This is a genomic window from Nocardia sp. CDC519, from assembly GCF_059509835.1.
Window position 1 is genome coordinate 4,791,087 of record NZ_CM183377.1, and the last position, 22,510, is coordinate 4,813,596.

The 22,510-nt window shown below is 67.8% G+C and carries 19 protein-coding genes and 1 rRNA gene; 6 read left to right on the plus strand and 14 right to left on the minus strand.

Going from position 1 to position 22,510, the window contains the following annotated elements:
• Positions 1-7: 7 nt before the first annotated feature.
• From AC5W7N_RS21495 to glgP, 3 genes are all read right to left on the minus strand, one after another.
• Positions 8-550 (minus strand): DoxX family protein, encoded by a 543-nt coding sequence (locus AC5W7N_RS21495; RefSeq protein ID WP_163817683.1) that lies wholly within the window; start codon positions 548-550, stop codon positions 8-10.
• A gap of 109 nt (positions 551-659) precedes the next feature.
• A complete protein-coding gene (locus tag AC5W7N_RS21500; RefSeq protein WP_163817681.1) occupies positions 660-2,021 on the minus strand; it encodes an NCS2 family permease in 1,362 nt (453 codons plus the stop codon).
• Between the two features lie 174 nt (positions 2,022-2,195).
• Positions 2,196-4,763, minus strand: coding sequence for an alpha-glucan family phosphorylase (gene glgP, locus AC5W7N_RS21505; RefSeq protein ID WP_495922066.1), 2,568 nt, complete (start codon positions 4,761-4,763; stop codon positions 2,196-2,198).
• 102 nt (positions 4,764-4,865) lie between these two features.
• On the opposite strand from glgP, the gene AC5W7N_RS21510 reads away from it, so the two are divergent.
• Together AC5W7N_RS21510 and glgB are read left to right on the plus strand one after the other, a co-directional pair.
• Positions 4,866-6,866 (plus strand): alpha-1,4-glucan--maltose-1-phosphate maltosyltransferase, encoded by a 2,001-nt coding sequence (locus AC5W7N_RS21510; RefSeq protein ID WP_194991677.1) that lies wholly within the window; start codon positions 4,866-4,868, stop codon positions 6,864-6,866.
• 34 nt (positions 6,867-6,900) lie between these two features.
• Positions 6,901-9,039: a 1,4-alpha-glucan branching protein GlgB gene (gene glgB, locus AC5W7N_RS21515; protein WP_280499205.1), complete on the plus strand. Its 2,139-nt coding sequence runs from the start codon at positions 6,901-6,903 to the stop codon at positions 9,037-9,039.
• A 199-nt stretch (positions 9,040-9,238) separates the two neighbouring features.
• Here the strand turns inward: glgB and AC5W7N_RS21520 are convergent, their stop codons facing one another.
• The 3 genes from AC5W7N_RS21520 to AC5W7N_RS21530 form a co-directional block, all read right to left on the minus strand.
• Positions 9,239-10,084 carry a tetratricopeptide repeat protein gene (locus AC5W7N_RS21520; RefSeq protein ID WP_163817687.1) on the minus strand — a complete coding sequence of 282 codons (846 nt, stop codon included), beginning with the start codon at positions 10,082-10,084 and terminating at the stop codon, positions 9,239-9,241.
• Positions 10,085-10,145: 61 nt separating this feature from the next.
• Positions 10,146-10,517, minus strand: a complete 372-nt coding sequence (locus AC5W7N_RS21525) for a DUF3817 domain-containing protein (protein ID WP_175586024.1) — start codon at positions 10,515-10,517, stop codon at positions 10,146-10,148.
• A gap of 134 nt (positions 10,518-10,651) precedes the next feature.
• Positions 10,652-11,830 (minus strand): acetyl-CoA C-acetyltransferase, encoded by a 1,179-nt coding sequence (locus AC5W7N_RS21530; RefSeq protein WP_194991974.1) that lies wholly within the window; start codon positions 11,828-11,830, stop codon positions 10,652-10,654.
• A gap of 136 nt (positions 11,831-11,966) precedes the next feature.
• Between AC5W7N_RS21530 and mce the strand changes: the two genes are divergently transcribed.
• Together mce and AC5W7N_RS21540 are read left to right on the plus strand one after the other, a co-directional pair.
• Positions 11,967-12,440, plus strand: a complete 474-nt coding sequence (gene mce / locus AC5W7N_RS21535) for a methylmalonyl-CoA epimerase (RefSeq protein ID WP_194991975.1) — start codon at positions 11,967-11,969, stop codon at positions 12,438-12,440.
• Positions 12,441-12,526: 86 nt separating this feature from the next.
• Positions 12,527-13,534 (plus strand): coiled-coil domain-containing protein, encoded by a 1,008-nt coding sequence (locus AC5W7N_RS21540; protein ID WP_163817669.1) that lies wholly within the window; start codon positions 12,527-12,529, stop codon positions 13,532-13,534.
• Positions 13,535-13,654: 120 nt separating this feature from the next.
• Here AC5W7N_RS21540 and AC5W7N_RS21545 read toward each other — a convergent pair whose 3' ends face one another.
• The gene (locus AC5W7N_RS21545) at positions 13,655-14,668 is read right to left on the minus strand and encodes a zinc-dependent alcohol dehydrogenase family protein (RefSeq protein WP_280498800.1); all 1,014 of its coding nucleotides are present in this window, start codon (positions 14,666-14,668) and stop codon (positions 13,655-13,657) included.
• A complete protein-coding gene (locus tag AC5W7N_RS21550) occupies positions 14,665-15,090 on the minus strand; it encodes a hypothetical protein (protein ID WP_195007206.1) in 426 nt (141 codons plus the stop codon). Before AC5W7N_RS21550 ends, AC5W7N_RS21545 begins: the two co-directional genes overlap by 4 nt.
• A 131-nt stretch (positions 15,091-15,221) precedes the next feature.
• Here AC5W7N_RS21550 and AC5W7N_RS21555 point away from each other — a divergent pair, with 131 nt between their 5' ends.
• A complete protein-coding gene (locus tag AC5W7N_RS21555; RefSeq protein ID WP_194992838.1) occupies positions 15,222-16,010 on the plus strand; it encodes a helix-turn-helix domain-containing protein in 789 nt (262 codons plus the stop codon).
• An 18-nt stretch (positions 16,011-16,028) separates the two neighbouring features.
• Here AC5W7N_RS21555 and AC5W7N_RS21560 read toward each other — a convergent pair whose 3' ends face one another.
• The 6 genes from AC5W7N_RS21560 to AC5W7N_RS21585 form a co-directional block, all read right to left on the minus strand.
• Complete coding sequence (locus AC5W7N_RS21560) at positions 16,029-16,328, minus strand: Rv1322 family protein (protein WP_014349418.1); 300 nt, start codon at positions 16,326-16,328, stop codon at positions 16,029-16,031.
• Between the two features lie 10 nt (positions 16,329-16,338).
• A complete protein-coding gene (gene nucS / locus AC5W7N_RS21565) occupies positions 16,339-17,013 on the minus strand; it encodes an endonuclease NucS (protein ID WP_138457645.1) in 675 nt (224 codons plus the stop codon).
• Positions 17,014-17,390: 377 nt separating this feature from the next.
• Positions 17,391-17,507, minus strand: a 5S ribosomal RNA gene (rrf, locus tag AC5W7N_RS21570).
• A 625-nt stretch (positions 17,508-18,132) separates the two neighbouring features.
• Positions 18,133-19,425, minus strand: coding sequence for a tyrosine--tRNA ligase (gene tyrS, locus AC5W7N_RS21575; RefSeq protein ID WP_495922067.1), 1,293 nt, complete (start codon positions 19,423-19,425; stop codon positions 18,133-18,135).
• A 240-nt stretch (positions 19,426-19,665) separates the two neighbouring features.
• Positions 19,666-20,097 (minus strand): DoxX family protein, encoded by a 432-nt coding sequence (locus AC5W7N_RS21580; RefSeq protein WP_163813815.1) that lies wholly within the window; start codon positions 20,095-20,097, stop codon positions 19,666-19,668.
• A 129-nt stretch (positions 20,098-20,226) separates the two neighbouring features.
• Positions 20,227-20,847 carry a DNA-3-methyladenine glycosylase gene (locus AC5W7N_RS21585; RefSeq protein WP_324197415.1) on the minus strand — a complete coding sequence of 207 codons (621 nt, stop codon included), beginning with the start codon at positions 20,845-20,847 and terminating at the stop codon, positions 20,227-20,229.
• Positions 20,848-20,983: 136 nt separating this feature from the next.
• Here AC5W7N_RS21585 and AC5W7N_RS21590 point away from each other — a divergent pair, with 136 nt between their 5' ends.
• Positions 20,984-22,495, plus strand: coding sequence for a multicopper oxidase family protein (locus tag AC5W7N_RS21590; protein ID WP_195020954.1), 1,512 nt, complete (start codon positions 20,984-20,986; stop codon positions 22,493-22,495).
• The last annotated feature ends 15 nt before the right edge of the window (positions 22,496-22,510 follow it).

The following is a 22,510-nucleotide window of genomic DNA, read 5'->3' on the forward strand; positions in this document are numbered from 1 at the left end:
GCGAGAGTTACAGCAGACCCTTGAGGATCAGCGTCAGCACACCGGTCACCACCGCGAGCGCAACCGCACCGACGCCCCACGCGAAACCGGAGCGGTACCAGGGCCGCCCGTGATCCAACGAGAACCGGCCCGGACCGGTGAAGGCCACGGCCACCGCGACCGTCGCGAACAGCAGGCCCATCTCGTACCCGGCCGCCGCGTCGAGCATCCCGCCGCCCCACATCACGTGGATGACGTTGATCATGGTGCCGAGCACGATCGCCGCGGCCAGCGGGGTGAACAGGCCGAGCAGCAACAGCAGACCGCCGACGAATTCGCTCAGGCCGGCGAGGGTGCCGAAGAGATCGCCCGGGTTGTAGCCCATGGCCTCGAAGCTCGCGTTGTTGGCCGTCAGACCGAGTCCGTCGAACCAGCCGAACAGCTTCTGTGAGCCGTGCGCGGCGAGCAGGCCGCCGAAGACGACGCGCAGCACCAGCAGTCCGATGTCGGAAGAGACGTTGTCGTAGCGAGTGGTGACGTTCAGACGCTCGAGCGTCGAGTTGGTGGTCATAGGTCTGTCCTCATCATCGTGCGGTCTGATCGAAACCGTTAGCTTCGGAAAGGAAGCGGACTACGGTCCGATTATTTCACGTCGGACACCAACCACGCGACCGGAGAAGCTATTCCGCGAGGAAGAAGAAATATCCGAGGAAAATCACCATCAGCGCCCACATCGCCGGATGGACCTCTTTGATCTTGCCCTTCGCGACCATCACCACCGGGTAGAACAACATGCCCATGGCCAGGCCGTTCGCGATCGAATAGGTCAGCGGCATCATGATGATGGTGATGAACGCGGGCACCGCGAACTCGAGCCGCTGCCAATCGATCTCACCGAGCGAACGTGCCATCAGCACACCGACGACGATCAGCGCCGCCGACGACACCGCCCCGGATTTGGCGACCACCTCGAACACCGGGAAGCAGAACATCGCCACCGCGAACCAGCCCGCCGTCGCCACCGCCGTCAACCCCGTGCGCCCGCCCGCCGATACACCCGCCGTCGACTCCACATAGGCCGTGGTGGTGGAGGTGCCGATGATCGCGCCTGCCGTGGTGCCCACCGAATCGGCGGCCAGCGCACTGGCCGCGCGCGGCAGTTTGCCGTCCTTGTCGAGCAGCCCGGCCTGATTCGCGACTCCGATCAGAGTGCCGGAGGCGTCGAAGAAATCGACGAACAGCATGGTCAGCACCACGACGATCATCTGGCCGGTGAAGGCGTCGGGCAGATGGATGATGGCCTGACCGAAGGTCTCGTCCAGCCCGCGCGGCAGCGCCGCGATGCCGTTCGGCAGGTCGACCAGCCCGCTGATCATGCCGACGATCGTGGTGAGCACGATGCCGTAGAGCACGGCGCCGTGCCAGCCGAGCACCACGAACACCACCGTCACCACCAGGCCGAACAGCGCGAGCAGCGTGGTGCCCTCGGTGAAATCGCCGAGCGAGACGAAGGTGGCCTCGTTGGCGACGACGATGCCGGCGTTCTTCAACCCGAGGAACGCCACGAACATGCCGATGCCCGCCCCGACCGCGAGCTTCATCTGCATGGGGATCGCGTTGAGGATGCGTTCACGCACCTTGGTCACCGCGAGAACGAAGAAGATGACACCCGACAGGAACGTCCCCGACAACGCGACCTGCCACGGGATCCCCATCCCGAGCACCACCGAATAGGCGAAGAACGCGTTGAGACCCATCCCCGGGGCCAGCGCGACCGGATACTTGGCCCACAACCCCATCACCAGCGTGCCGAACACCGCCGCGACCGCGGTGGCGGTGAAGACCGCCTGGGTGGGAATGCCCAGCTCACCGAGGACGCCGTGGTCACCGAGCACCGACGGGTTCACCGCAAGCACGTACGACATGGCCAGGAACGTGACGGTGCCGGCCATCAGCTCCCGTTTGACGGTCGAGCCGTTCGAGCTGACACCGAAATAGTTATCGATATGACCCCGGGTTCGGGTCAGCACGTCGATGGCCATGGGGGTACTCCAGTCGGGAACGAATGAGCGGGGTGCTCGAGACGTTATCCGATCCCGCGACAACAAGCCTGGTCAGCCACCTCGAGGAGTGATGTGCGCGACGTCGGGAGCGCACCGCTCGACCCCACCGGCGTCCGGCGCGTTCGCACCGACGGCCCACTGCGCCGCCGTGATTCACGCACTCGGCGCGGCGACCAACCCGAGTTCGGCATCGGAGGCCAGCAGCTCGCTGTGCGGCAACACCCGCACCGTGTAGCCCACCGCCCCCGACAGCGACACCGGTGCCTCGATCTCGAACAGCTCGAGACCCGAATCCGAGCCGGTGTGCTTCATCGGCATGGCCGTGACATCGGACAGGTCGTCGGTGGGCGAAACCCGCCCGAGCACCGCCTGCACCGTGACGTCGTCGGGCATCAGCCCGCCGAGGTCGATCCGCGCCGTCAGCGACAGCGGCGCCCCGATGATCGGCGTATCCGGCAGACCGGCGCTGTCGACCTGCACCACCCGCACCGACGGCCAGGCCGACTCCACCCGGCGGCGATATTCGGCCACCGCTCGGGCGCCGGCGAAATCATCGGCGACCGCGCGGCGGCAGGCGGCCGCGGCGGGCGCGTAGTAGTCGAGCGCGTAATCGCGCACCATCCGCGAGGCCAGCACCTTCGGTCCCAGCGTCTGGAGGGTGTGGCGCACCATCTCCACCCAGCGCACCGGCATCCCGGTGGCGTCGCGGTCGTAGAAGCGCGGGGCCACCGAACGCTCGAACAGCTCGTAGAGCGCTGCGGCCTCCAGATCGTCGCGGCAGTGTTCGTCGCGGATACCGTCGGCGGTGGGGATGGACCAGCCGTTCTCACCGTCGTACATCTCGTCCCACCAGCCATCCCTGATGGACAGGTTGAGCCCGCCGTTGAGCGCCGACTTCATGCCGGAGGTGCCGCAGGCCTCGAGCGGGCGCAGCGGATTGTTCAGCCACACATCGCAGCCCCAGTACAGATAGCGGGCCATGGACATGTCGTAATCGGGCAGGAAGACGATGCGGTGGCGCACCTCGGGATCGTCGGCGAAACGGACCACCTGCTGGATGAGCGCCTTGCCGCCGTCGTCGGCGGGATGGCTCTTACCGGCCACCACCAGCTGCATCGGGCGGTCCGGATCCAGCAGCAGCGACCGCAGCCGCTCGGGATCGCGCAGCATCAGCGTCAGCCGTTTGTAGGTGGGCACCCGGCGGGCGAAACCGACGGTCAGCACCTCGGGATCGAACACGCCGTCGATCCAGCCCAATTCGGCTTCGGCGGCGCCGCGCTGCAACCAGGACACCCGTAGCCTGCGGCGCACCTCGTCGACCAGGGTGGCGCGCAGCGTATTGCGCGTCGCCCATAGTTCGGCGGCGTCGATATCGCGGAGCTTCTCCCAGCCACGCGCCTCCTCGACGAGTTCGGCGCCGATCCGCTCGCGCGCCTTGTCGATCCACTCCCGCGCCGCCCAGGTGGGGGCGTGCACGCCGTTGGTGATCGAGCCGATCGGCACCTCCGCGGCATCGAATCCGGGCCACAGCGAGGCGAACATCTCCCGGCTGACCTCGCCGTGCAGCTTCGACACCCCGTTCGCGCGCTGCGCCAGCCGCAGCCCCATATGCGCCATGTTGAACACCGACGGATCCGACTCACGTCCGAGCCCGACGATGCGATCCACCGACAGACCCGGCAGCAGTGACGATTCGGCCTCCCCGTGCGGGCCACCGAAATACCTGCGCACCATCGGCATCGGGAACCGGTCGATACCGGCGGGCACCGGCGTATGCGTGGTGAACACGGTCCCGGCTCGCACCGCGGCCAGCGCGGCATCGAAATCGAGTCCGGCGGCCACATACTCGCGGATCCGCTCGAGTCCGAGGAAACCGGCGTGGCCCTCGTTCATATGGAACACGTCCGGATCGGGCAGCCCCTCGGCGTGGGTGTAGGCGCGCACCGCGCGCACACCGCCGATGCCGGCCAGGATCTCCTGTTTGATCCGGTGATCCTGATCGCCGCCGTAGAGCCGGTCGGTGACGGCGCGCAGTTCCGGATCGTTGTCGGCGATATCGGAATCCAGCAGCAGCAGCGGCACCCGCCCGACCTGCGCGATCCACACCCGGGCGCGCAGCACCCGGCGATCGGGCATGCCCACATGGATCAGCACCGGCGAACCGTCGGCGGTCAGCAACCGCAGCGGCAAGCCCTGCGGGTCCAGCGCCGGATAGTGCTCGGCCTGCCAGCCGTCGGCGGTGAGCGACTGCCGGAAATAGCCCGAGCGATACAGCAGCCCGACTCCGATCAGCGGCAACCCGAGATCGGAGGCGGCCTTGAGATGATCGCCCGCCAGGATGCCGAGCCCGCCGGAGTAGTTCGGCAGCACCTCGGTGACGCCGAACTCCATCGAGAAATAGGCCACCCCGCGCACCTCGGTGCCGCGCCGCTGGAACCAGCCGGGGGTCTCCAGGTACTCGCGCAGATCCGCCGCAGCGGCGTCCACCCGGGCGGTGTAATCGGGGTCGGCGGCCAGCTCGTCGAGCCGTTCGGGCGGCACCTCCCCCAGCATCCGCACCGGATCGTGGCCCACCTCGAGCCAGCGCGCCGGGTCGAGTTCGGCGAACAGATCCTGCGTCGGCCCATGCCATGACCAGCGCAGATTCGTCGACAATTCGCCAAGCGCCGACAGGCGCTCGGGCAGATGGGCGCGGACTGTGAACCGACGCAGTGCCTTCACCAGCCGAACCCTACCCAACATTGTCAGCCCGGGTAGACCAGCACGATCCCCGCCCGGGCGCTCATCACATGGATCCCGGCGGCGACCGGTACGGTTGGGAACGTGACCGGCCGCATCGCTATCGATGACACTGCCCCGTTCATCCCCGGAGGCCGGCCCGCCAAGGCCGTCGTCGGCGAGGTGTTCCCGGTGCGCGCCGTGGTGTGGAGCGAAGGGCACGCGGCCGTCGCCGCCACCCTGGCGGTGCGCGGGCCGAGCTCCTCGCGCACCACGCGCATCCGGATGACTCCCGACTACGAACCCGACGTCTTCAACGCCACCTTCACCCCGAACGCCCCTGGCACCTGGACCTTCCGCATCGAGGGCTGGCGCGATCCGATCGCCACCTGGCGGGCCGCGGTGGAGGCGAAGCTGGCCGTCGGCCAGAGTGCCGCCGACCTGGCCAATGATCTGGAGCTGGGCGCCCGGTTGTTCGATCGCGCCGCGCAAGCGGTGCCGAAGAAGCAGTTCGAACGGTTGCGCGCGGTCGCGGACGCCTTGCGCGGCGATGAGCAGCTGCCGGCCCGGGTGGCACCGGCGTTCACCGACGAGGTCGCCGAGATCCTGCGGGCGGCGCCGCTACGCGACCTGGTGACCCGCGGCCCCCAGCACACCGTGCTGGTCGAGCGGCAGCGCGCGCTCTGCGGCGCCTGGTACGAATTCTTCCCGCGCTCCACCGGCGGCCGCGACGCCGAGGGCGCACCGGTGCACGGCACCTTCGCCACCGCCGCCAAGGAGCTGCCGCGCATCGCGGGCATGGGCTTCGACGTGGTCTACCTGCCGCCCATCCATCCCATCGGCACGGTGAACCGCAAGGGCCGCAACAATTCGCTCACCGCCGAACCGGGCGACGTCGGTTCACCATGGGCCATCGGCTCGGCCGAAGGCGGGCACGACGCCATCCACCCGGAACTGGGCACCGAAGACGATTTCGCCGATTTCGTCGCCGCCGCCGAACGGCTCGGCCTCGAGGTGGCGCTCGACCTGGCCCTGCAATGCGCCCCCGACCACCCGTGGGTGCGCGACCATCCGGAATGGTTCACCACGCTGCCCGACGGCACCATCGCCTATGCGGAGAACCCGCCGAAGAAATACCAGGACATCTACCCCGTCGACTTCGACAACGACCCCGACGGCCTCTACGCCGAGGTACTGCGCGTGGTCCGGCATTGGATCGGGTTGGGCGTCAAGATCTTCCGCGTCGACAACCCGCACACCAAACCGGCCGATTTCTGGGAATGGCTGATCGCCACGGTGCGGCGTACCGACCCCGACGTGGTGTTCCTTTCCGAGGCGTTCACCCGTCCGGCGCGGCTGTACGGGCTGGCGCGCCGCGGATTCAGCCAGTCCTACACCTATTTCACCTGGCGCGTGCACAAATGGGAACTCACCGAATTCGGCCGTGAACTGGCCGCCAAGGCCGACGAAGCCCGCCCGAACCTCTTCGTCAACACCCCCGACATCCTGCACGAGAGCTTGCAACACGGCGGCCCAGGCATGTTCGCCATCCGCGCCGCGCTCGCCGCCACCCTCGCCCCCACCTGGGGCGTGTACTCCGGTTTCGAGCTGTTCGAGCATCAGGCCGTGCGCCCGGGTAGCGAGGAATACCTCGACTCGGAGAAGTACGAGCTGCGTCCACGGCCGTTCGCCGAGGCGCTGGCCCGCGGTGAATCGCTGGAACCCTGGCTGACCAGGCTCAACGAGATCCGGCGTGCCCATCCGGCGCTGCGTCAGCTGCGCTGCCTGCACTTCCACCACATCGACAACGACGCCCTGCTGGCCTACTCGAAATTCGATCCGGCCACCGGCGACGCCGTCCTGGTGGTGGTGAACCTCAATCCGTTCGCCGCCGAACAGGGCATGCTCTCGCTGGATCTGCCGGCCATCGGCCGCGAATGGCACGATCATCCCGTGGTGTACGACGAGGTCAGCGGCGAGGAATACCACTGGGCGCAGACCAACTACGTGCGCCTCGACCCCACCAGAGCCGTCGCGCACATCCTCGCGCTACCACCGATCCCACAGGCCGCGCGCACCGAACTGGCCTTCCGCAGGAACTTCTGATGAGCGGGGCCCGGCCGTGAAACGCCGCGACCTGATGCTGCTCGCCGCGGGCACCCACCCCGACCCGCACACCGTCCTCGGTGCTCATCCGCATCCGGACGGCACGGTAGTGCGGGTGCTGCGCCCGCATGCCAACACGGTGACCGCCCGCATCGGCGGCGACGAACACCGGCTCGATTCGCTCGGGCACGGCGTCTTCGCCGGGGTGCTGCCGTATCCGGAGCTGCTGGACTACCGGATCGTCACCACCTATCCGGGCGGCCAGACCGTCGTCGGGGCCGACGGCTACCGCTTCCTGCCCACGCTCGGCGAACTCGACCTGCACCTGATCGGCGAAGGCAACCATCAGCGGCTGTGGGAGGTGCTGGGCGCGCACCCACGCCGCTACACCACCCTCGACGGCGAGGTGCACGGCACCTCGTTCGCGGTGTGGGCGCCCAACGCGCGCGGTGTCAGCGTGATGGGCGATTTCGACGGCTGGAGCGGGGCGGGCACACCCATGCGGTCGCTGGGCAGCTCGGGGATCTGGGAGCTGTTCGTGCCAGGAGTCGAACCCGGCACCCGATACAAGTACCGGGTGCACGGCGCGGACGGGCGCATCGTCGACCATGCCGATCCGTTCGCCTTCGCGACCGAGGTCCCGCCCGCCACGGCGTCGGTGGTCACCGAATCGCGGCATGTGTGGACCGACGACGCCTGGCTCGCCGCCCGCACCGTCACCGAACCCGGCCGAGCGCCACTGAGCGTCTACGAAGTGCACCTCGGCTCCTGGCGGCCCGGCCTCAGCTACCGCGAACTCGCCGTCCAGCTGGCCGAATACGTGCGCGAGGCCGGCTTCACCCATATCGAACTGCTGCCCGTCGCCGAGCATCCCTTCGGCGGCTCCTGGGGCTACCAGGTCACCTCGTACTACGCGCCCACCGCCCGTTTCGGCACACCCGACGACTTCCGCGCCTTCGTCGACCACCTGCACGGCCAGGGCATCGGCGTGCTGCTCGACTGGGTGCCCGCGCACTTCCCACGCGACGAATGGGCCCTGGCCCGCTTCGACGGCACCCCGCTCTACGAGCACCCCGACCCGCGCCGCGGCGAACAACCCGACTGGGGCACCTACGTCTTCGACTTCGGCCGCAACGAGGTGCGCAACTTCCTCATCGCCAACGCCCGCTACTGGATCGAGGAATTCCACATCGACGGCCTGCGGGTCGACGCCGTCGCCTCGATGCTCTATCTCGACTACTCCCGCCGCGAGGGCGAATGGGAACCCAATATGCACGGCGGCCGGGAGAACCTCGAGGCCGTCGACTTCCTCACCGAACTCAACGACCGCATCCACGCCGACCATCCGGGTGTGCTCACCATCGCCGAGGAATCCACCACCTGGCCAGGCGTCACCCGGGCCATCGAGGTCGGCGGGCTCGGTTTCTCCATGAAATGGAACATGGGCTGGATGCACGACACCCTCGGCTACCTGGGGCGCGACCCGATCCACCGGTCCTGGCACCACAACGAGATCACCTTCTCGCTGATGTACGCGTGGAGCGAGAACTATGTGCTGCCCATCAGCCACGACGAAGTGGTGCACGGCAAGGGCACACTCTGGACGCGGATGCCGGGCGACGACTACACGAAAGCCAGTGGCGTGCGCGCCCTGCTCGCCTACATGTGGGCCCACCCGGGCAAACAACTGCTGTTCATGGGCCAGGAGTTCGGCCAGTTCCGGGAATGGTCACACGACCGCGGGCTGGACTGGCACGAGCTGGACAACCCGCTGCACCGGGGCGTGCAGCGCGTCGTCCGCGATCTCAACGCCGTCTACCGCGCCCATCCGGCGCTGTGGACCCAGGACACCACCCCCGGCGGCCACTCCTGGATCGAAGCCGACGACCGCGAACACAACGTGCTGGCCTTCCTGCGCTACGGCAGCGACGGCTCCGTCATCGCCTGCGTCTACAACTTCTCCGGCTCGGCCTACGACAAGTACCGCATCGGTCTCCCGACGGCCGGCCGCTGGACCGAGATCCTCAATACCGACGCCGTCGAATACGGCGGATCGGGAATGGGCAATCTCGGTGTGGTCGTCGCCGAGGAGCAGCCGTGGCATGGGCGGCCGGCGTCGGCGGTAATCGCGCTGGCGCCGTCGAGCGCGGTGTGGCTCGCCGCCGAACACTGATGAACGACCGGCACGACACGGTACGCAACAGAGGCATCGGCAGGTATGCCTCAATTTTCGAGCGAAGCGAGACCGAGCAGAGAGTTCGCGGCCCGTCGCGCGTTTCCGTTGCCGCTGCGCAAGCCGAAGGCGGGCAGCGGCTCCGAGAACGCGAGGCACCAGGGCGCCGCGAACACGCGGCGCCCCAGGTGACGCACATTCAGTACAGCGCGGCCGCCAGCTTGCGGCGCGCCGCCACCACGAACGGCTCCGCCTGATCGAACAGCTCGAACAGCTCCAGCAGCCGGGTGCGGACCTTGGTGCGGTCATCACCGGCGGTGCGCTTGACGACGCCGATCAGCCGATCGAACGCCGCTTCGGGGCGCTGGTGGAACAGCTCGATATCGGCGGCGTCGAGCTGGGCGTCGACATTGCCGGGGTCGGCGTCCGCCGTGGCGATCGCCGAATCCGGCAGCTGCTGAGCACGGGCCAGGAAACGCACCTGCCGGACCGCGGCCTTGGCCTCGGCGTTGTTCGGCTCGGCTTCGAGAATCGACTCGTACGCCGATTCCGCACCGGCCAGATCGCCCTGCTCCAGCAGCGCCTCGGCGGTGGCGAACCGCGGATCCTCGGCCGGCTGCGGTTGCCCGGCCTGGCCGCCTTCCAGCTTGCCCGCGACCGCGTCCACGACGGCGGCCAGCCACTGACGCACCTGCGGCTCCGGCTGCACGCCCTGGAAATCGGCCAATGGCTGACCGCCCGCGACGGCGATCACCGTCGGAATGCCCTGCACCCCGAAGGCCTGCGCGATCCGCATATTGCTTTCGGCCTCGACGGTCGCCAGGTCCCAGCTGCCGTCGCCTGCACCGGCCAGCCGCTCCAGCAGCTGCACCAGTTCGACGCTGCCGGGGCTGCGCTGCGAATACAGCGCCACCACCACCGGCACCTGGGTCGAACGCCGAAGCACCTTGGTTTCGAAGTCGGCCTCGGTCACCGTGTATCCGCCTTCGGGGCCCGCACCCGCGGGCGGCTGCTTCAGGGCGGACAGATCCACCGCACCGGACATGGCGGCGGCGACGGCTGGCGAAGGACGACGAGCGGATGGTCGAGTCACGCCGTCCAGTTTGTCACGAAGAGACGGGTGCGGTGGCCGGGGCTTCGCTCACGGCGCTCGGCTGCGCCAGCTTGCCGGTGCGCGCCGCCCAGATTTCGAAGATCACGGTGCAGAACGGCGGGATGCTGGAGGCCAATGCGAGCACTGTGGTCTTCCAGTTCCAGTTCAGCTCACGCGAGGCCAGCAGGGCGCTCAGCACGAACAGGATGAAAATGCCGCCGTGGACGGGGCCGAAGATCTTCACACCGATCTCGTTGCCCGGATCGGGGATGTACTTGAACGCCATGCCGATCAGCAGGCCTGCCCACGACACCGCCTCGAGGATGGCGAAGAACCGGAACCTGCCCGTGACGGTACGCAGATCGTAAGAACCCATGGCCCCCATTGTGCCGCATGCACTACGACGAGTCGTAGTTGAACCGGTCACACTGGACAGAACGGACACCGACCCGCGCGCAGCCGGCGGACACAGGGAGAACGACCGCGCCGGCGTACCTCGGCACGCCGGCGCGTCCAGCACTACACCTTGATGATCAGCGCGTCACCCTGACCGCCACCGCCGCACAGCGCGGCCGCACCGATGCCACCGCCGCGGCGCTTCAGCTCCAGCGCCAGGTGCAGCAGGATGCGCGCACCCGACATACCGAGCGGGTGACCGATGGCGATGGCGCCACCGTTGACGTTCACCTTCTCCGGATCGATGCCCAGCTTGCGGGTGGACGCGATGCCGACCGCGGCGAACGCCTCATTGATCTCCACCAGATCCAGCTCCGACGGCTCGATGCCTTCCTTCGCGCACGCCTTGGCGATGGCGTTGGCGGGCTGATCCTGCAGCGTCGAATCCGGACCGGCCACCATGCCGGCGGCGCCGATCTCGGCGATCCAGCTCAGCCCCAGCTCTTCGGCCTTGGCCTTGCTCATCACCACGACCGCGGCGGCGCCGTCGGAGATCTGCGAGGCCGAACCGGCGGTGATGGTGCCGTCCTTGCGGAACGCCGGGCGCAGCTTGGCCAGCGACTCGACGGTGGTGTCGGCGCGGATGCCCTCGTCCTCGGCGATCATGACCGGATCACCCTTACGCTGCGGCACCGCCACCGGGACGACCTCGTCGTCGAACACGCCGTTCTTCCACGCCGCGGCCGCACGCTGATGCGAGGCCGCCGCGAACGCGTCCTGCTCCTCGCGGCTGATCGGCTCGGCATCGTTGCGGGTCTCGGTGAGCGCGCCCATCGCCTGATCGGTGAAGATGTCGTAGAGCCCGTCGTAGGCCATGTGGTCGCGCAGGTTCACATCGCCGTACTTGAAGCCCTCGCGGCTCTTCTCCAGCAGATGCGGTGCCTGGCTCATCGACTCCTGGCCACCGGCGACGACGATCTCGTACTCGCCGGCCCGGATCAGCTGATCGGCCAGCGCGATGGCGTTGATGCCGGACAGGCACACCTTGTTCAGCGTCAGCGCAGGCACATCCATCGGGATACCGCCGGCGACGGCCGCCTGCCGGGCCGGGATCTGACCCGCGCCCGCGGTGAGCACCTGGCCCATGATCACGTAATCGACCTGGTCGCCGCGCACACCGGCCTTCTCCAGCGCCGCCTTGATCGCGAAACCACCCAGATCCGACCCGCTGAAATCCTTCAACCCGCCGAGCAGGCGGCCGACCGGGGTACGCGCACCGGACACGATCACGGAGTTGGTCACGACGAGCCTCGCCTTCTGCAGTTCACAGCATCGGTGGATCAGCGCTGCCCGCACCGCGGCGCGACGACAGCCTCGTACTCAACGGTAGCGGGTCCGGCCGCGACGACCCCGCGCAGGTACGCGCTACGTTCGAAGCGTGAGCACTACAACCGACTCGAACGAATTCATCCCCGCGGACTACGTGGTCGCCGTCGACCACGTCGGTATCGCGGTGCCCGACCTCGACGCCGCCGTCGCCTGGTACGCCACCAATCTCGGCATGGTGGAAACCCATCGCGAGGTGAACGAGGCGCAGGGCGTGCAAGAGGCCATGCTGTCGTGCCCGGCAGCCGCCGACGACGCGACTGCCTTGCAGTTGCTGGCCCCGCTCGACGAGACCTCCACCATCGCAAAATTCATCGAACGCAGCGGCCCCGGTCTTCAGCAGCTGGCCTACCGCGTCACCGACATCGAGGCGGTTTCCGCACATCTGCGCAGCCGCGGCCTGCGTTTGCTCTACGACGCCCCGCGCGCCGGAACCGCCGGGTCCAGCATCAATTTCGTGCATCCGAAGGATGCTGGTGGTGTGCTGGTGGAGTTGGTCGAGCCGAACCCGAATGTTACGCACTAGTACCAAGATCGGGGCGGAAGATCTCGTCTCGATGACATTCGCAGTCGACTCACCATCTACCCCACACAGGCTGTAGTTTGTTGGCCATGTCGTCACCTGAGTCCGATCGCAATCGCTTCGTTGCACTGCCCTTCACCGTTGTGCGCAAGGGTTATGCGCAAGACGAGGTGCGTAACTATTTCGACCGCTTCGATGCCGAACTGAGGGTCACCGCTACCGATCGTGATGCGGCCGCCGCGCAGGCTCGTAACCTTGCGAGCCAGCTCGAGGACGCGCGCGACGAGATCGATGAGCTCCGCAAGGAGGTCGACCGGCTGTCCGTGCCGCCGACCACCGCGGAAGGCATGAGCGACCGTATTTCTCGCATGCTGCGACTGGCCTCCGACGAGGCGTCCGAGGTCCGCGCCCTGGCGCAGGCCGAGGCCGCGGAAATGGTGTCGATCGCCGAGCAGCAGGCCACCGAGATGCGTGGCAAGTACGAGTCGCTGCTCGCCGAGACCAAGGAAAAGCGCGAAGCGCTCGAAATCGAGTTCGAGCAAACACTGGCGAACGCGCGCACCGAAGCAGCCAAGATCATCGAAGCCGCCCAGGCCGAGGCCGACCGCATCGGCAAGGAGGCCGAAGCCAAGCGCAAGGCCGCCCAGCAGGACTTCGAAGTCACCATGGCCGAGCGTCGCACCAAGCTCACCCGTGCCATGGAAGAGCTGGAGGCCACCAGCCGCGCCGAGGCCGCGCAGCGGATCAAGGACGCCACCGACGAGGCCAACCGCCTCATCACCTCGGCCACCCAGACCAGCGAGCGCAAGATCGCGCACGCCAAGGAACTGGCCGAAGAGATGCGCGTGCTGCGCGGGCGCGTCCTGGCCCAGCTGCTCGGCATCCGCGGCCAGCTGGATTCGGTTCCGGCGATGCTTGCGGCGGTCAACCGGGAGAGCGAGCTGCTCGACGGTGTGCCCGACCAGCAGCGCAAGTCGATCAGCGGCAGCGGCACCAAGTCCGTCACGGGTTCGCGCACCAAGGCCATCCCCGAGGTCACGCCCGAAGAAGACGACGTGGTCGACGAAGAGCGTGAGAACGCCGAGATCAGCAACTAACTGATTTCGGGCCTGCGCGGCGACAGAACACCATCAGCACCGAAGGCCGCCCCTACGGGGGCGGCCTTCCTCGTGTTCGGAGCCGGCTCGGGCTCCGAACCAGCCACCCGCGATGGCCGGTCAACTCCCCGCGACCACCACCTTGCCGAACGACTCACCCGAGCGCAGGTAGTCGTAGGCCGCCGCAGCCTCGTCGAAGCCGAATTCGCGGTCGATCACCGGGCGCAGCCGATGCTCGGTGATCACACGATTCATCGCCTCGAAGCCGGCGCGGCTGCCCACCGCGATCCGCCGGATCGACAGATACGACGAGCCGAAGGGATTATCCGGCAGGGTCGTTCCCGGCGCCGGCATCATCGCGCCGATCATCGTCACCATCGAGTTGTAGGCGCCGGCTCGAACCGACTGCTCGAGAGTCGGCAGACCCACGGCGTCGACGACGTGCTCCACCCCGTGGCCGCCGGTCAGTTCGAAGACGGCCATGCCCCACTCCGGCGTCTCGTTCCGATCGATCACCGTGTCCGCCCCGAGTGCGCGCAGTCGCCGCGCCTTGGCCGCACTAGAGGTGATCGCGATGATCTCCGCGCCGAGAATCTTCGCGAACTGGATCGTGAACAGCGCGACCGCGCCGCTGCCGACGGTCAGCACCCGCTCGCCCGGACGCACCGGTGCCGGGGTGGTGAGCGCCGACCACGCCACCACACCGGCGCAGGTCAGCGTGGCGGCCTCGGCATCGGTCAGCTGCGCGGGCACGTGCACGATCGAATCCTCCTCCACCACTGCGTAGGTGGCCAGGAAGCCATGGCGGTTGGCACCGTACTGTTCGGCGGCCAGCGCCGAGGTCTGCGGACCGTCGACCCAATGCACGAAATAGCTCGCGGTGATCCGATCACCGAGCGCGGCGCGGGTGACACCTTCGCCCAGCGCGATCACCTCGCCGACGCCGTCGCACAACGGCACGGTGCCCGGTGTGAGCGGCAGCGGATAGGTTCCGTCGAGCAGCATCAGGTCACGCCGGTTCACCGAGGCCGCGCGGACCCGGATGACTACCTGGTGTGGACCGGGTTCGGGCCGCCGCTGGGCGCCGACGATGAGGTCGTGCCGCCGATCCGCCCGATAGGCCAGGGCATTCACCGTGATCCCTCGATGAACTGGTGGTCGAACACGATCCGGCCGTCGGCATCGAGAGCGAGCAGATCGAAACCGCCGCCCTGCGGCTCGCCGTCGTTGCGGCGGTTCATCGTCCAGGCGACACCGACCGTGTTCGCGGGCAGTGCGACGGCTGGTCCGGCCGCGGCGAAGACGTATTCGCCACTGGCGAGGAACATTTCATAGGCGCGGGTGACCCGGCGTTCGAGAGCGTCGTAGCCGTGCACGCTGAGCGGCGGCGCCGGAATGGACAGGTCGGCGGCGGCCTTGCGGGCCTCGGCCGGCGGGTCGACCAGCAGCTGCATGCCGTCGACGGTGAACAGTTCCTCGATCCGGGCGCGGCGGGCAGTGGGGTCTGCTTCGTTCCAGAGTGCTACATAGCGGGTGGCGATGTCGTTGTTGCTCATGGCGGAAACTCTGCCGGGGCGAACGTCGACCCGCGATTCCCCGCAGGGAATGACTCGGCCGGTGTCCACGCACGATGGCCCATACCCTGGCGGGAATGGCGCGCGGTGCCCCCACACGGTTGACTCGCACCATGACGACCGCGCAGACCACCGCATTCGGCCCCCAACTGCGCCGCTGGCGCACGCTGCGCCGGGTCAGTCAGCTCGACTTGGCCATTCGCGCGGAGACGAGTCAGCGCTATGTGAGTTTCCTCGAACAGGGCCGGTCCCAGCCGGGACGCACCATGGTCGTCCGCCTGGCCGAATCCCTCGAACTGCCCCTGCGTGATCGCAACAACCTGCTGTTGTCCGCCGGTTTCGCGCCGGTGTTCCCGGAAAGCGATCTGGCCGCCCCGGAGTTGGCGCCGATCCGTGAAGCGCTCGCCGCCGTGCTCGACGGACACCTGCCCTACCCCGCCCTGGTAGCGCGCCCGCGCGGCGAACTGGTGACGGCCAATGCCGCGTTCGATCTGTTCACCGAGGGTGTCGCCGACCATCTACTGCGCGCACCGATCAACGTCCTGCGGTTGGCCCTGCACCCCGACGGTGTGGCGCCCCGTGTGATCAACCTGCCGGAATGGGGCAGGCACATCATCGACTCCTTGCGCAGCCGCGCGGCCCTCACCCTGGACCCCGCCGTGGACGCCCTCATCACGGAACTGTCGGGCTACTTGCCCACCGTCACTCCCGGCCCCGACCATCTCGGCTTCGCCGTGCCCTTGCACCTGCGCACCGACGACGGCGACCTGCGGCTGATCACCACACTCACCTCGTTCGCCACCGCCACCGACGTCACCGTTGCCGAACTCCATCTCGAGGCATTCCTGCCCGCCGACGAGCAGACCGCTCGCGTCCTGCGCCTGCGCGCGTCACGGCGCTGAGCGCGGCCGTCGGCGGCCTCAGGACCAGCGTCGGGTGATGCCTCGCGTGCGCCTGCCGTTCCAGCAGCCGCGGTGCCAGTGCCTGCGATCGTCCTCGCCGCCGTAGGCCGGCCAGGCGACGATATGCGCGACGCCGGGCATGATCTCGTGATCGCAGCCGGGGCACCGGTAGGTCTTCACCGCCCGAGTGCCGGGGATCGTGCGCACCACATACATCTCGTCGCCGGGGCCCGGCTCGGTGCGTCCGAACACATCGCCGAGCGGGCGCTCGGACGGCGCATCCGTCCGGCGCGCTGGGCGCGGTTTACGGCGGGGCATGGGTCCAAGCTTAGAAGAGCCGGAACTCGTTGCTCTCCGTGCCGCGCAGGGCGTCGTAATCCAGCGTCAGGCACCGTATTCCACGGTCCTCGGCGAGCGTGCGGGCTTGCGGCTTGATCTGCTGGGCCGCGAACACTCCCGCCACCGGTGCCAGCAGCGGGTCACGGTTGAGCAGTTCGAGGTAGCGGGTGAGCTGTTCGACGCCATCGATCTCACCGCGCCGCTTGATCTCCACCGCGACCGTCGCCCCGTCGGCGTCGCGGCACAGCAGGTCCACCGGGCCGATCGCCGTCATGTACTCACGCCGGATCAGCGTGTAGCCGGGCCCGAGCGTTTGCACGTGCTCGGCCAGCAGCTCCTGAAGATGAGCCTCCACACCGTCTTTCACCAGCCCCGGATCCACCCCGAGCTCATGCTTGGAATCGTGCTCGATCTCCTCGACGGTGATCCGCAGTTCCTCGCCCGCCTTGTTGGTGACCACCCACAGCGCCCCCGCGCCGTCGCCGTCGCGCTCCTCCATCCAGCAGGGCGGACTCATCCAGTTCAGCGGCTTGTACGACCCACCGTCGGAATGCACCAGCACCGACCCGTCCGCCTTCATCAGCAACAGCCTCTTGGCCATCGGCAGATGAGCGGTGAGCCGACCGACGTAGTCGACCTGACAGCGAGCAATCACGAGGCGCACCGGGACGAGTGTAGGGGGCGGGCTTACCCCGGCTCGAGCGGGCTCAGCCGACAGCGGTCAGTTCGGCAGGGCGAAACAGTAGGTCGCGTCTCTTCTCTGTTCACGAAGTGGAATTTGCCGAGCAGGATCATGTCCATCCGGCGGCCGGCATCGGCGCACTCGACCTCCCGATCGGCGTCGGTGACGATCTCCGAAGCTACGCTCTTCTTCGTCGCAGCCGGATCGGCACAGTCCAACACCTGCTGCCCTCATACGGGTTCGTCACGAATCCCCCTCGCTTCCAAGCCAACTCGGTTACGTCGGCCAGCCACCCCATTGATGAACCCTAGAAACGACGAAGGCCCCCGACCGTGGTCGGGGGCCTTCGTGAAAGGATGTTCCGGCGGTGTCCTACTCTCCCACACCCTGTCGAGTGCAGTACCATCGGCGCAGGTGGCCTTAGCTTCCGGGTTCGGAATGGGACCGGGCGTTTCCCCACCGCTATAGCCGCCGTAACTTCACCCACGTGTTACTCACCCGTTCGCCGCTCGTGTACCCCGAAGGGCCTTACCGCTCGACTTGCATGTGTTAAGCACGCCGCCAGCGTTCGTCCTGAGCCAGGATCAAACTCTCCGTTGAAGACTCACAATCACACCCAAAGGGTGTAATCAGAAGAATTAACCAGAGTCCGAAAACCTTGGCAAAACAAAACGCCAGCAAAAAGATTTGCTGACTAAATGTCCGACCCCAACACACGGGGGTATGCGAGGCCGGAACCAATAAATTATTGGCACTGACATTCATCGACACACTATTGAGTTCTCAAAGAACAGGCGCACACACATCCACTCCAGGTTCTAGCTGGGGCTTCTGTGAGGCAACTTTTCTATCCTAGCCAGTCCATGACTCGGAGTCAAACACCGGCTGGACCTGCTTCGTCAGGCGCTCCTCGTCCTACCTCGTTTCCCAGGCCCTGTGGGCTCCGGGTCGGTGTCCGTGTCGCTCTGACGTTGAATAAGTTACGCGGCGGAGAACACCACGTCAAATCGCCACGTCAGCGGGCTGTTCATGCAGGTCAGGGGCGTGCGAATGGGCCAGGAAACGGCCTGAATCACATGGATGTGACTCAGGCCACCAAGATCAATTTCCGGCCGCCCGCAGTACGCCGGCGAAGTTGCGCTTGCCACGACGCAACACCAGCCACCGTTCGTGCAGGTAGTCCCCCGCTTCGGGGGTCCACTCGATATCGGTGACGCGCTCGTTGTTCACCGAGGCGCCGCCCTCGTTCACCGCGCGACGGGCCGCGCCGCGGCTTTCGCACAGTCCGGAGGCCACCAGCAGGTCGACGATCGTGTTCGGTTGGCCGGGGACGACCTCGGCGACGGTGCCGTCGACGGCGGCCTCGCGCAGCGCCGCCGCGAGGGTCGGTTCGTCGAGTTCGCGCAGGTCGGCACGACCGAACAGGGCCTGGCTGGCCAACTGCACCGAGCGGGTGTGCTCGGGGCCGTGCACCAGGTCGGTCATCTCGGCGGCCAGCTGGCGCTGCGCTTCCCTGGCATGCGGACGTTCGGCGGTGGCCTGTTCCAGCTCGGCCAGTTCCTCGCGGTCGAGGAAGGTGAACCAGCGCAGGTAGCGGATGACGTCGGCGTCGGCGGTGTTCACGAAGTACTGGTACCAGGCGTAGGGGCTGGTCATCTCCGGGTCGAGCCACAGGCTGCCGCCGCCGGTGGACTTGCCGAACTTCTTACCGTCGGCCGAGGTCACCAGCGGGACGGTGAGGGCGTGCACGTGCGCGCCGTCGACGCGGCGGTTGAGCTCGACACCCGCGATGATGTTGCCCCACTGGTCCGAGCCGCCGACTTGCAGCACACAGCCATGGTTGCGGCGCAGCTGTAGGTAGTCGTTGGCCTGCAACAGCATGTAGCTGAACTCGGTGTAGGAGATGCCCTCACCGTCGAGCCTGCGTTTGACGGTGTCGCGGGCGAGCATGACGTTGACCGAGAAGTGCTTGCCGATATCGCGCAGGAAGTTCACGGCCGAAAGCTGACCGGTCCAGTCCATGTTGTTGACGATCATCGCGCCGGTCGGCGAATCGTCGATGTCGACGAAACGTTCGAGCTGCGAGCGGATGCGCCCGGCCCATTCGGCGACGGTGTCGGCGGAGTTCATGGTGCGTTCGCCCACGTCACGCGGATCACCGATGAGCCCGGTGGCGCCGCCAGCCAGCACGATCGGCCGATGACCGGCCCGCTGGAAACGCTTCAACGCCAGCAGCGGCACCAGATGACCGGCGTGCAGGCTGGCCGCGGTGGGGTCGAACCCCGCGTACAGGCTCTGCGGGCCCTCGGCCAGCGCGGCGCGCAGGGCGTCGAGGTCGGTGGACTGCGCGATCAAGCCGCGCCAGGTCAGTTCGTCGATGATGTGGCCGCTCACGCCGTCTCATCTTTCCGTACGGCGGTCCAGCACCGATGCGCAGGTCCCGGGGCGAATCCGTGACCTGCGCGTCACTCGGCGAACCGACCGGGACGGCGACGGCCACCTGGTACGACGCCCGAGGGCATCGCGACCAGATGGCCGTCGGACCGATCAGCGCCAACCCGACACATGATCGATCGCCGAAAGCACGACACGGCGATCGGTGGTTACCGATCGCCGGTCGTGCTCAGGGTCGGGTCATCGCGAGACTGCGGTGCGCAGGTCGGCGATGGTGGCGCGGCGCTCATAGGCGATCCAGGCGAAGATCGCGGCCAGCACCAGCGGGAAGATCGACATCTCGGGAGCGTCGGCGATGAAGGCCTGGGTGGCGGCGGCCAGCACGGTGAGCACGGACAGGCCCGCGGCGGCCAGGGCGCTCAGCTTCGGCACCATCAGCCCGATACCACCGGCGACCTCGACCACGCCGATGAAGATCAGCAGTCCGATCGGGATGGTCAGGTTCTCCGGGGCGTTGTCCACCAGCGACTGCGGCATCACGAGCTTCGGGCCGCCGGAGGCGATGATGAAGAACAGGCCGAGCACGATCTGCAAGGTCCACAGGACGCGGTTGCGGATGGTGCCGGGGCGGTGGGCGACGGCGGGGGCGGTGGTGGCGATGTTGGCGGTCATGTCGTTTCCTTCTGGTCGTGCGCGCCGGGTTGGTAGCGCGTTCACCAGAGAAGACGGGGACCTCTCGCGGAATTCATCGCATCGGCCGAGAAATTTTTTTCCGGCCCTCTCGCCGTGTGTCGACCGAGGTCAGGCGCTGCGTTCCGCGCGGGGAGCGCGCGGACTGCGCCGATAGGCCGAAACCGCAGGGGAATCGGGTAGCCACAATCGCCACGGGCGGTCGGCGGCCAGGCTCACACCGACTCTCGGGCCGACGGCGATCGCGGACGGATCCAGCGCCGGGCCGAGCTCGAGCCGGATCGGCGATTCCGGGTCGAACAACCGGGTTCCGTAGTCGTCCAAGGTGATTCCGAGTGCGCTGCCGAGATTCCCTGGCCCACGCGCGAGGTCGTGCCCGTTGCGGGCGGCGGCGCGGCGGGTGCGGGCCACGTCCTCGCCGGCGACCACCTCACCGGAGCGGATCAGCACGGCGCTGGCCACACCGTCGGGGCCGCTGGTGACGTTGACGCAGGTGTGCATGCCGTAGCTGAGATAGACATACAGCACGCCCGGCGGGCCGAACATCACGGCATTGCGCGGGGTGCGGCCCCGCCCGGAGTGCGCTGCCGGATCGTGCCACGGCCCCGCCGGATCACCCCCGTACGCTTCGACCTCGACAATGCGCACGCCCACCGGGCCCGACCACAGCGTCGCGCCGAGCACTCGACGCGCGGCCGCCAGCGGTTCGACGGCAAGTTCCTCGGCACTCACCCCTCGGATTCTCCCAGCCGAGTGGAATCGGCTCGCGCACAGACCCGATGTCGGGGTCGCGTCAGGGTGGAAACGGGGCCGCTGTCAGGGACGTTCCCGGATGTGCCGACCGGCGGGTAATCCCTAGCGTCAGATTATGTTTCGCAGGTCGCGGGCGGTGCGCCGTCTGATCATCACCGTCGTTTCGGCACTCTCGGTCGCGGCGCTCGCCATAGGAGGCGGCGTCACGCTCGTGTATCAGCGGGCCGATGTCTCGACGGTCGGCAGCGTGGACTTCACCGACGAGTTGCCGATCCCGCCGTTGGCCGATTCCCGGATCGCGGCCGACGGCGCCCGTGTGTTCGACCTGCAGATGCAGGCCGGTCGCACGGAGTTCCGGCCGGGCCGCTTCACCGAGACCTGGGGATTCAACGGCGACTACCTCGGCCCCACGTTGCGTGCGGCGCGCGGTGAGACAGTGCGGGTCCGGGTGCGCAATGCGCTGCCGGATGCGTCGACAGTGCACTGGCACGGCATGCATCTGCCCGCGGCGATGGACGGCGGCCCGCATCAGATGGTCGCGTCCGGCGCCGAATGGACGCCGCAGTGGACGATCGATCAACCAGCGGCGACCCTGTGGTACCACCCGCATCCGCACGGCGAAACAGAATCGCATGTGCGGCGCGGACTGGCAGGCATGTTCATCCTCGACGATCCGGCGGCCGCCACCGCGACGCTGCCGCGCACCTATGGGGTGGACGACCTGCCGATCATCGTCCAGGACGTGAAATTCCGCGGCGACGAGTTCGACGGCAGCCACGCGATGTTCCGTGACGTGGGGTTTCTGGGAGATCAGACCATGGTCAACGGCTCGCTCACGCCGTACCGCGTGGTCGGCGACGAGCTGGTGCGGCTTCGCCTGCTCAACGCCTCCACCGCGCGCACCTACACTTTCGGTTTCTCCGACGATCGCCCATTCGCGCTCATCGGTACCGACGGCGGGCTGCTGGAACGGCCGGCCGAGCTGAACCGGATCCGGCTGTCGCCGGGTGAGCGGGCCGAGATCGTCGTCCGATTCGAGCCGGGCGCGTCCGCCGTCCTGCGCAGCTATCCGCTCGATGCCGGCCTGAGTTTCTGGACCCAGCGCTTCAGCGGCGGCGACGACACGTTCGACCTCATGGAATTCCGGGCTGCCGCCACCTTGCGGCCCTCACCCCCACTGCCGGCCACCCTCATGCCGCCCGGCCGAATCGACGTGGCGGGTGCAACCGAGCGTGCGTTCGACCTCAGTTTCGGTTCCATCAACGGACAGGCGATGGCGATGGACCGCGTCGACTTCGCGGTGACGCGCGGCAGCACCGAGATCTGGACGATCCGCAATATCGACGGGATGCCGCACAACTTTCACGTCCACGATGTGCAGTTCCGGGTGCTCGAACGCGACGGGGCGCCGCCGCCGGTGGACCTGTCGGGTCCCAAGGACACCGTGTTCCTGCCGCCGGGTGGTTCGGTGCGGCTGGCCTTGCGCTTCGACGGACCGGCCGACCCGGAGACGCCGTACATGTATCACTGCCATCTGCTCTGGCATGAGGACACCGGAATGATGGGCCAGTTCGTCGTCGTGGAGCCGGGTGGTGTGGCCGGCACGCCGCCGGTGCACGGGCATTGACCAGTGCCCATTGCG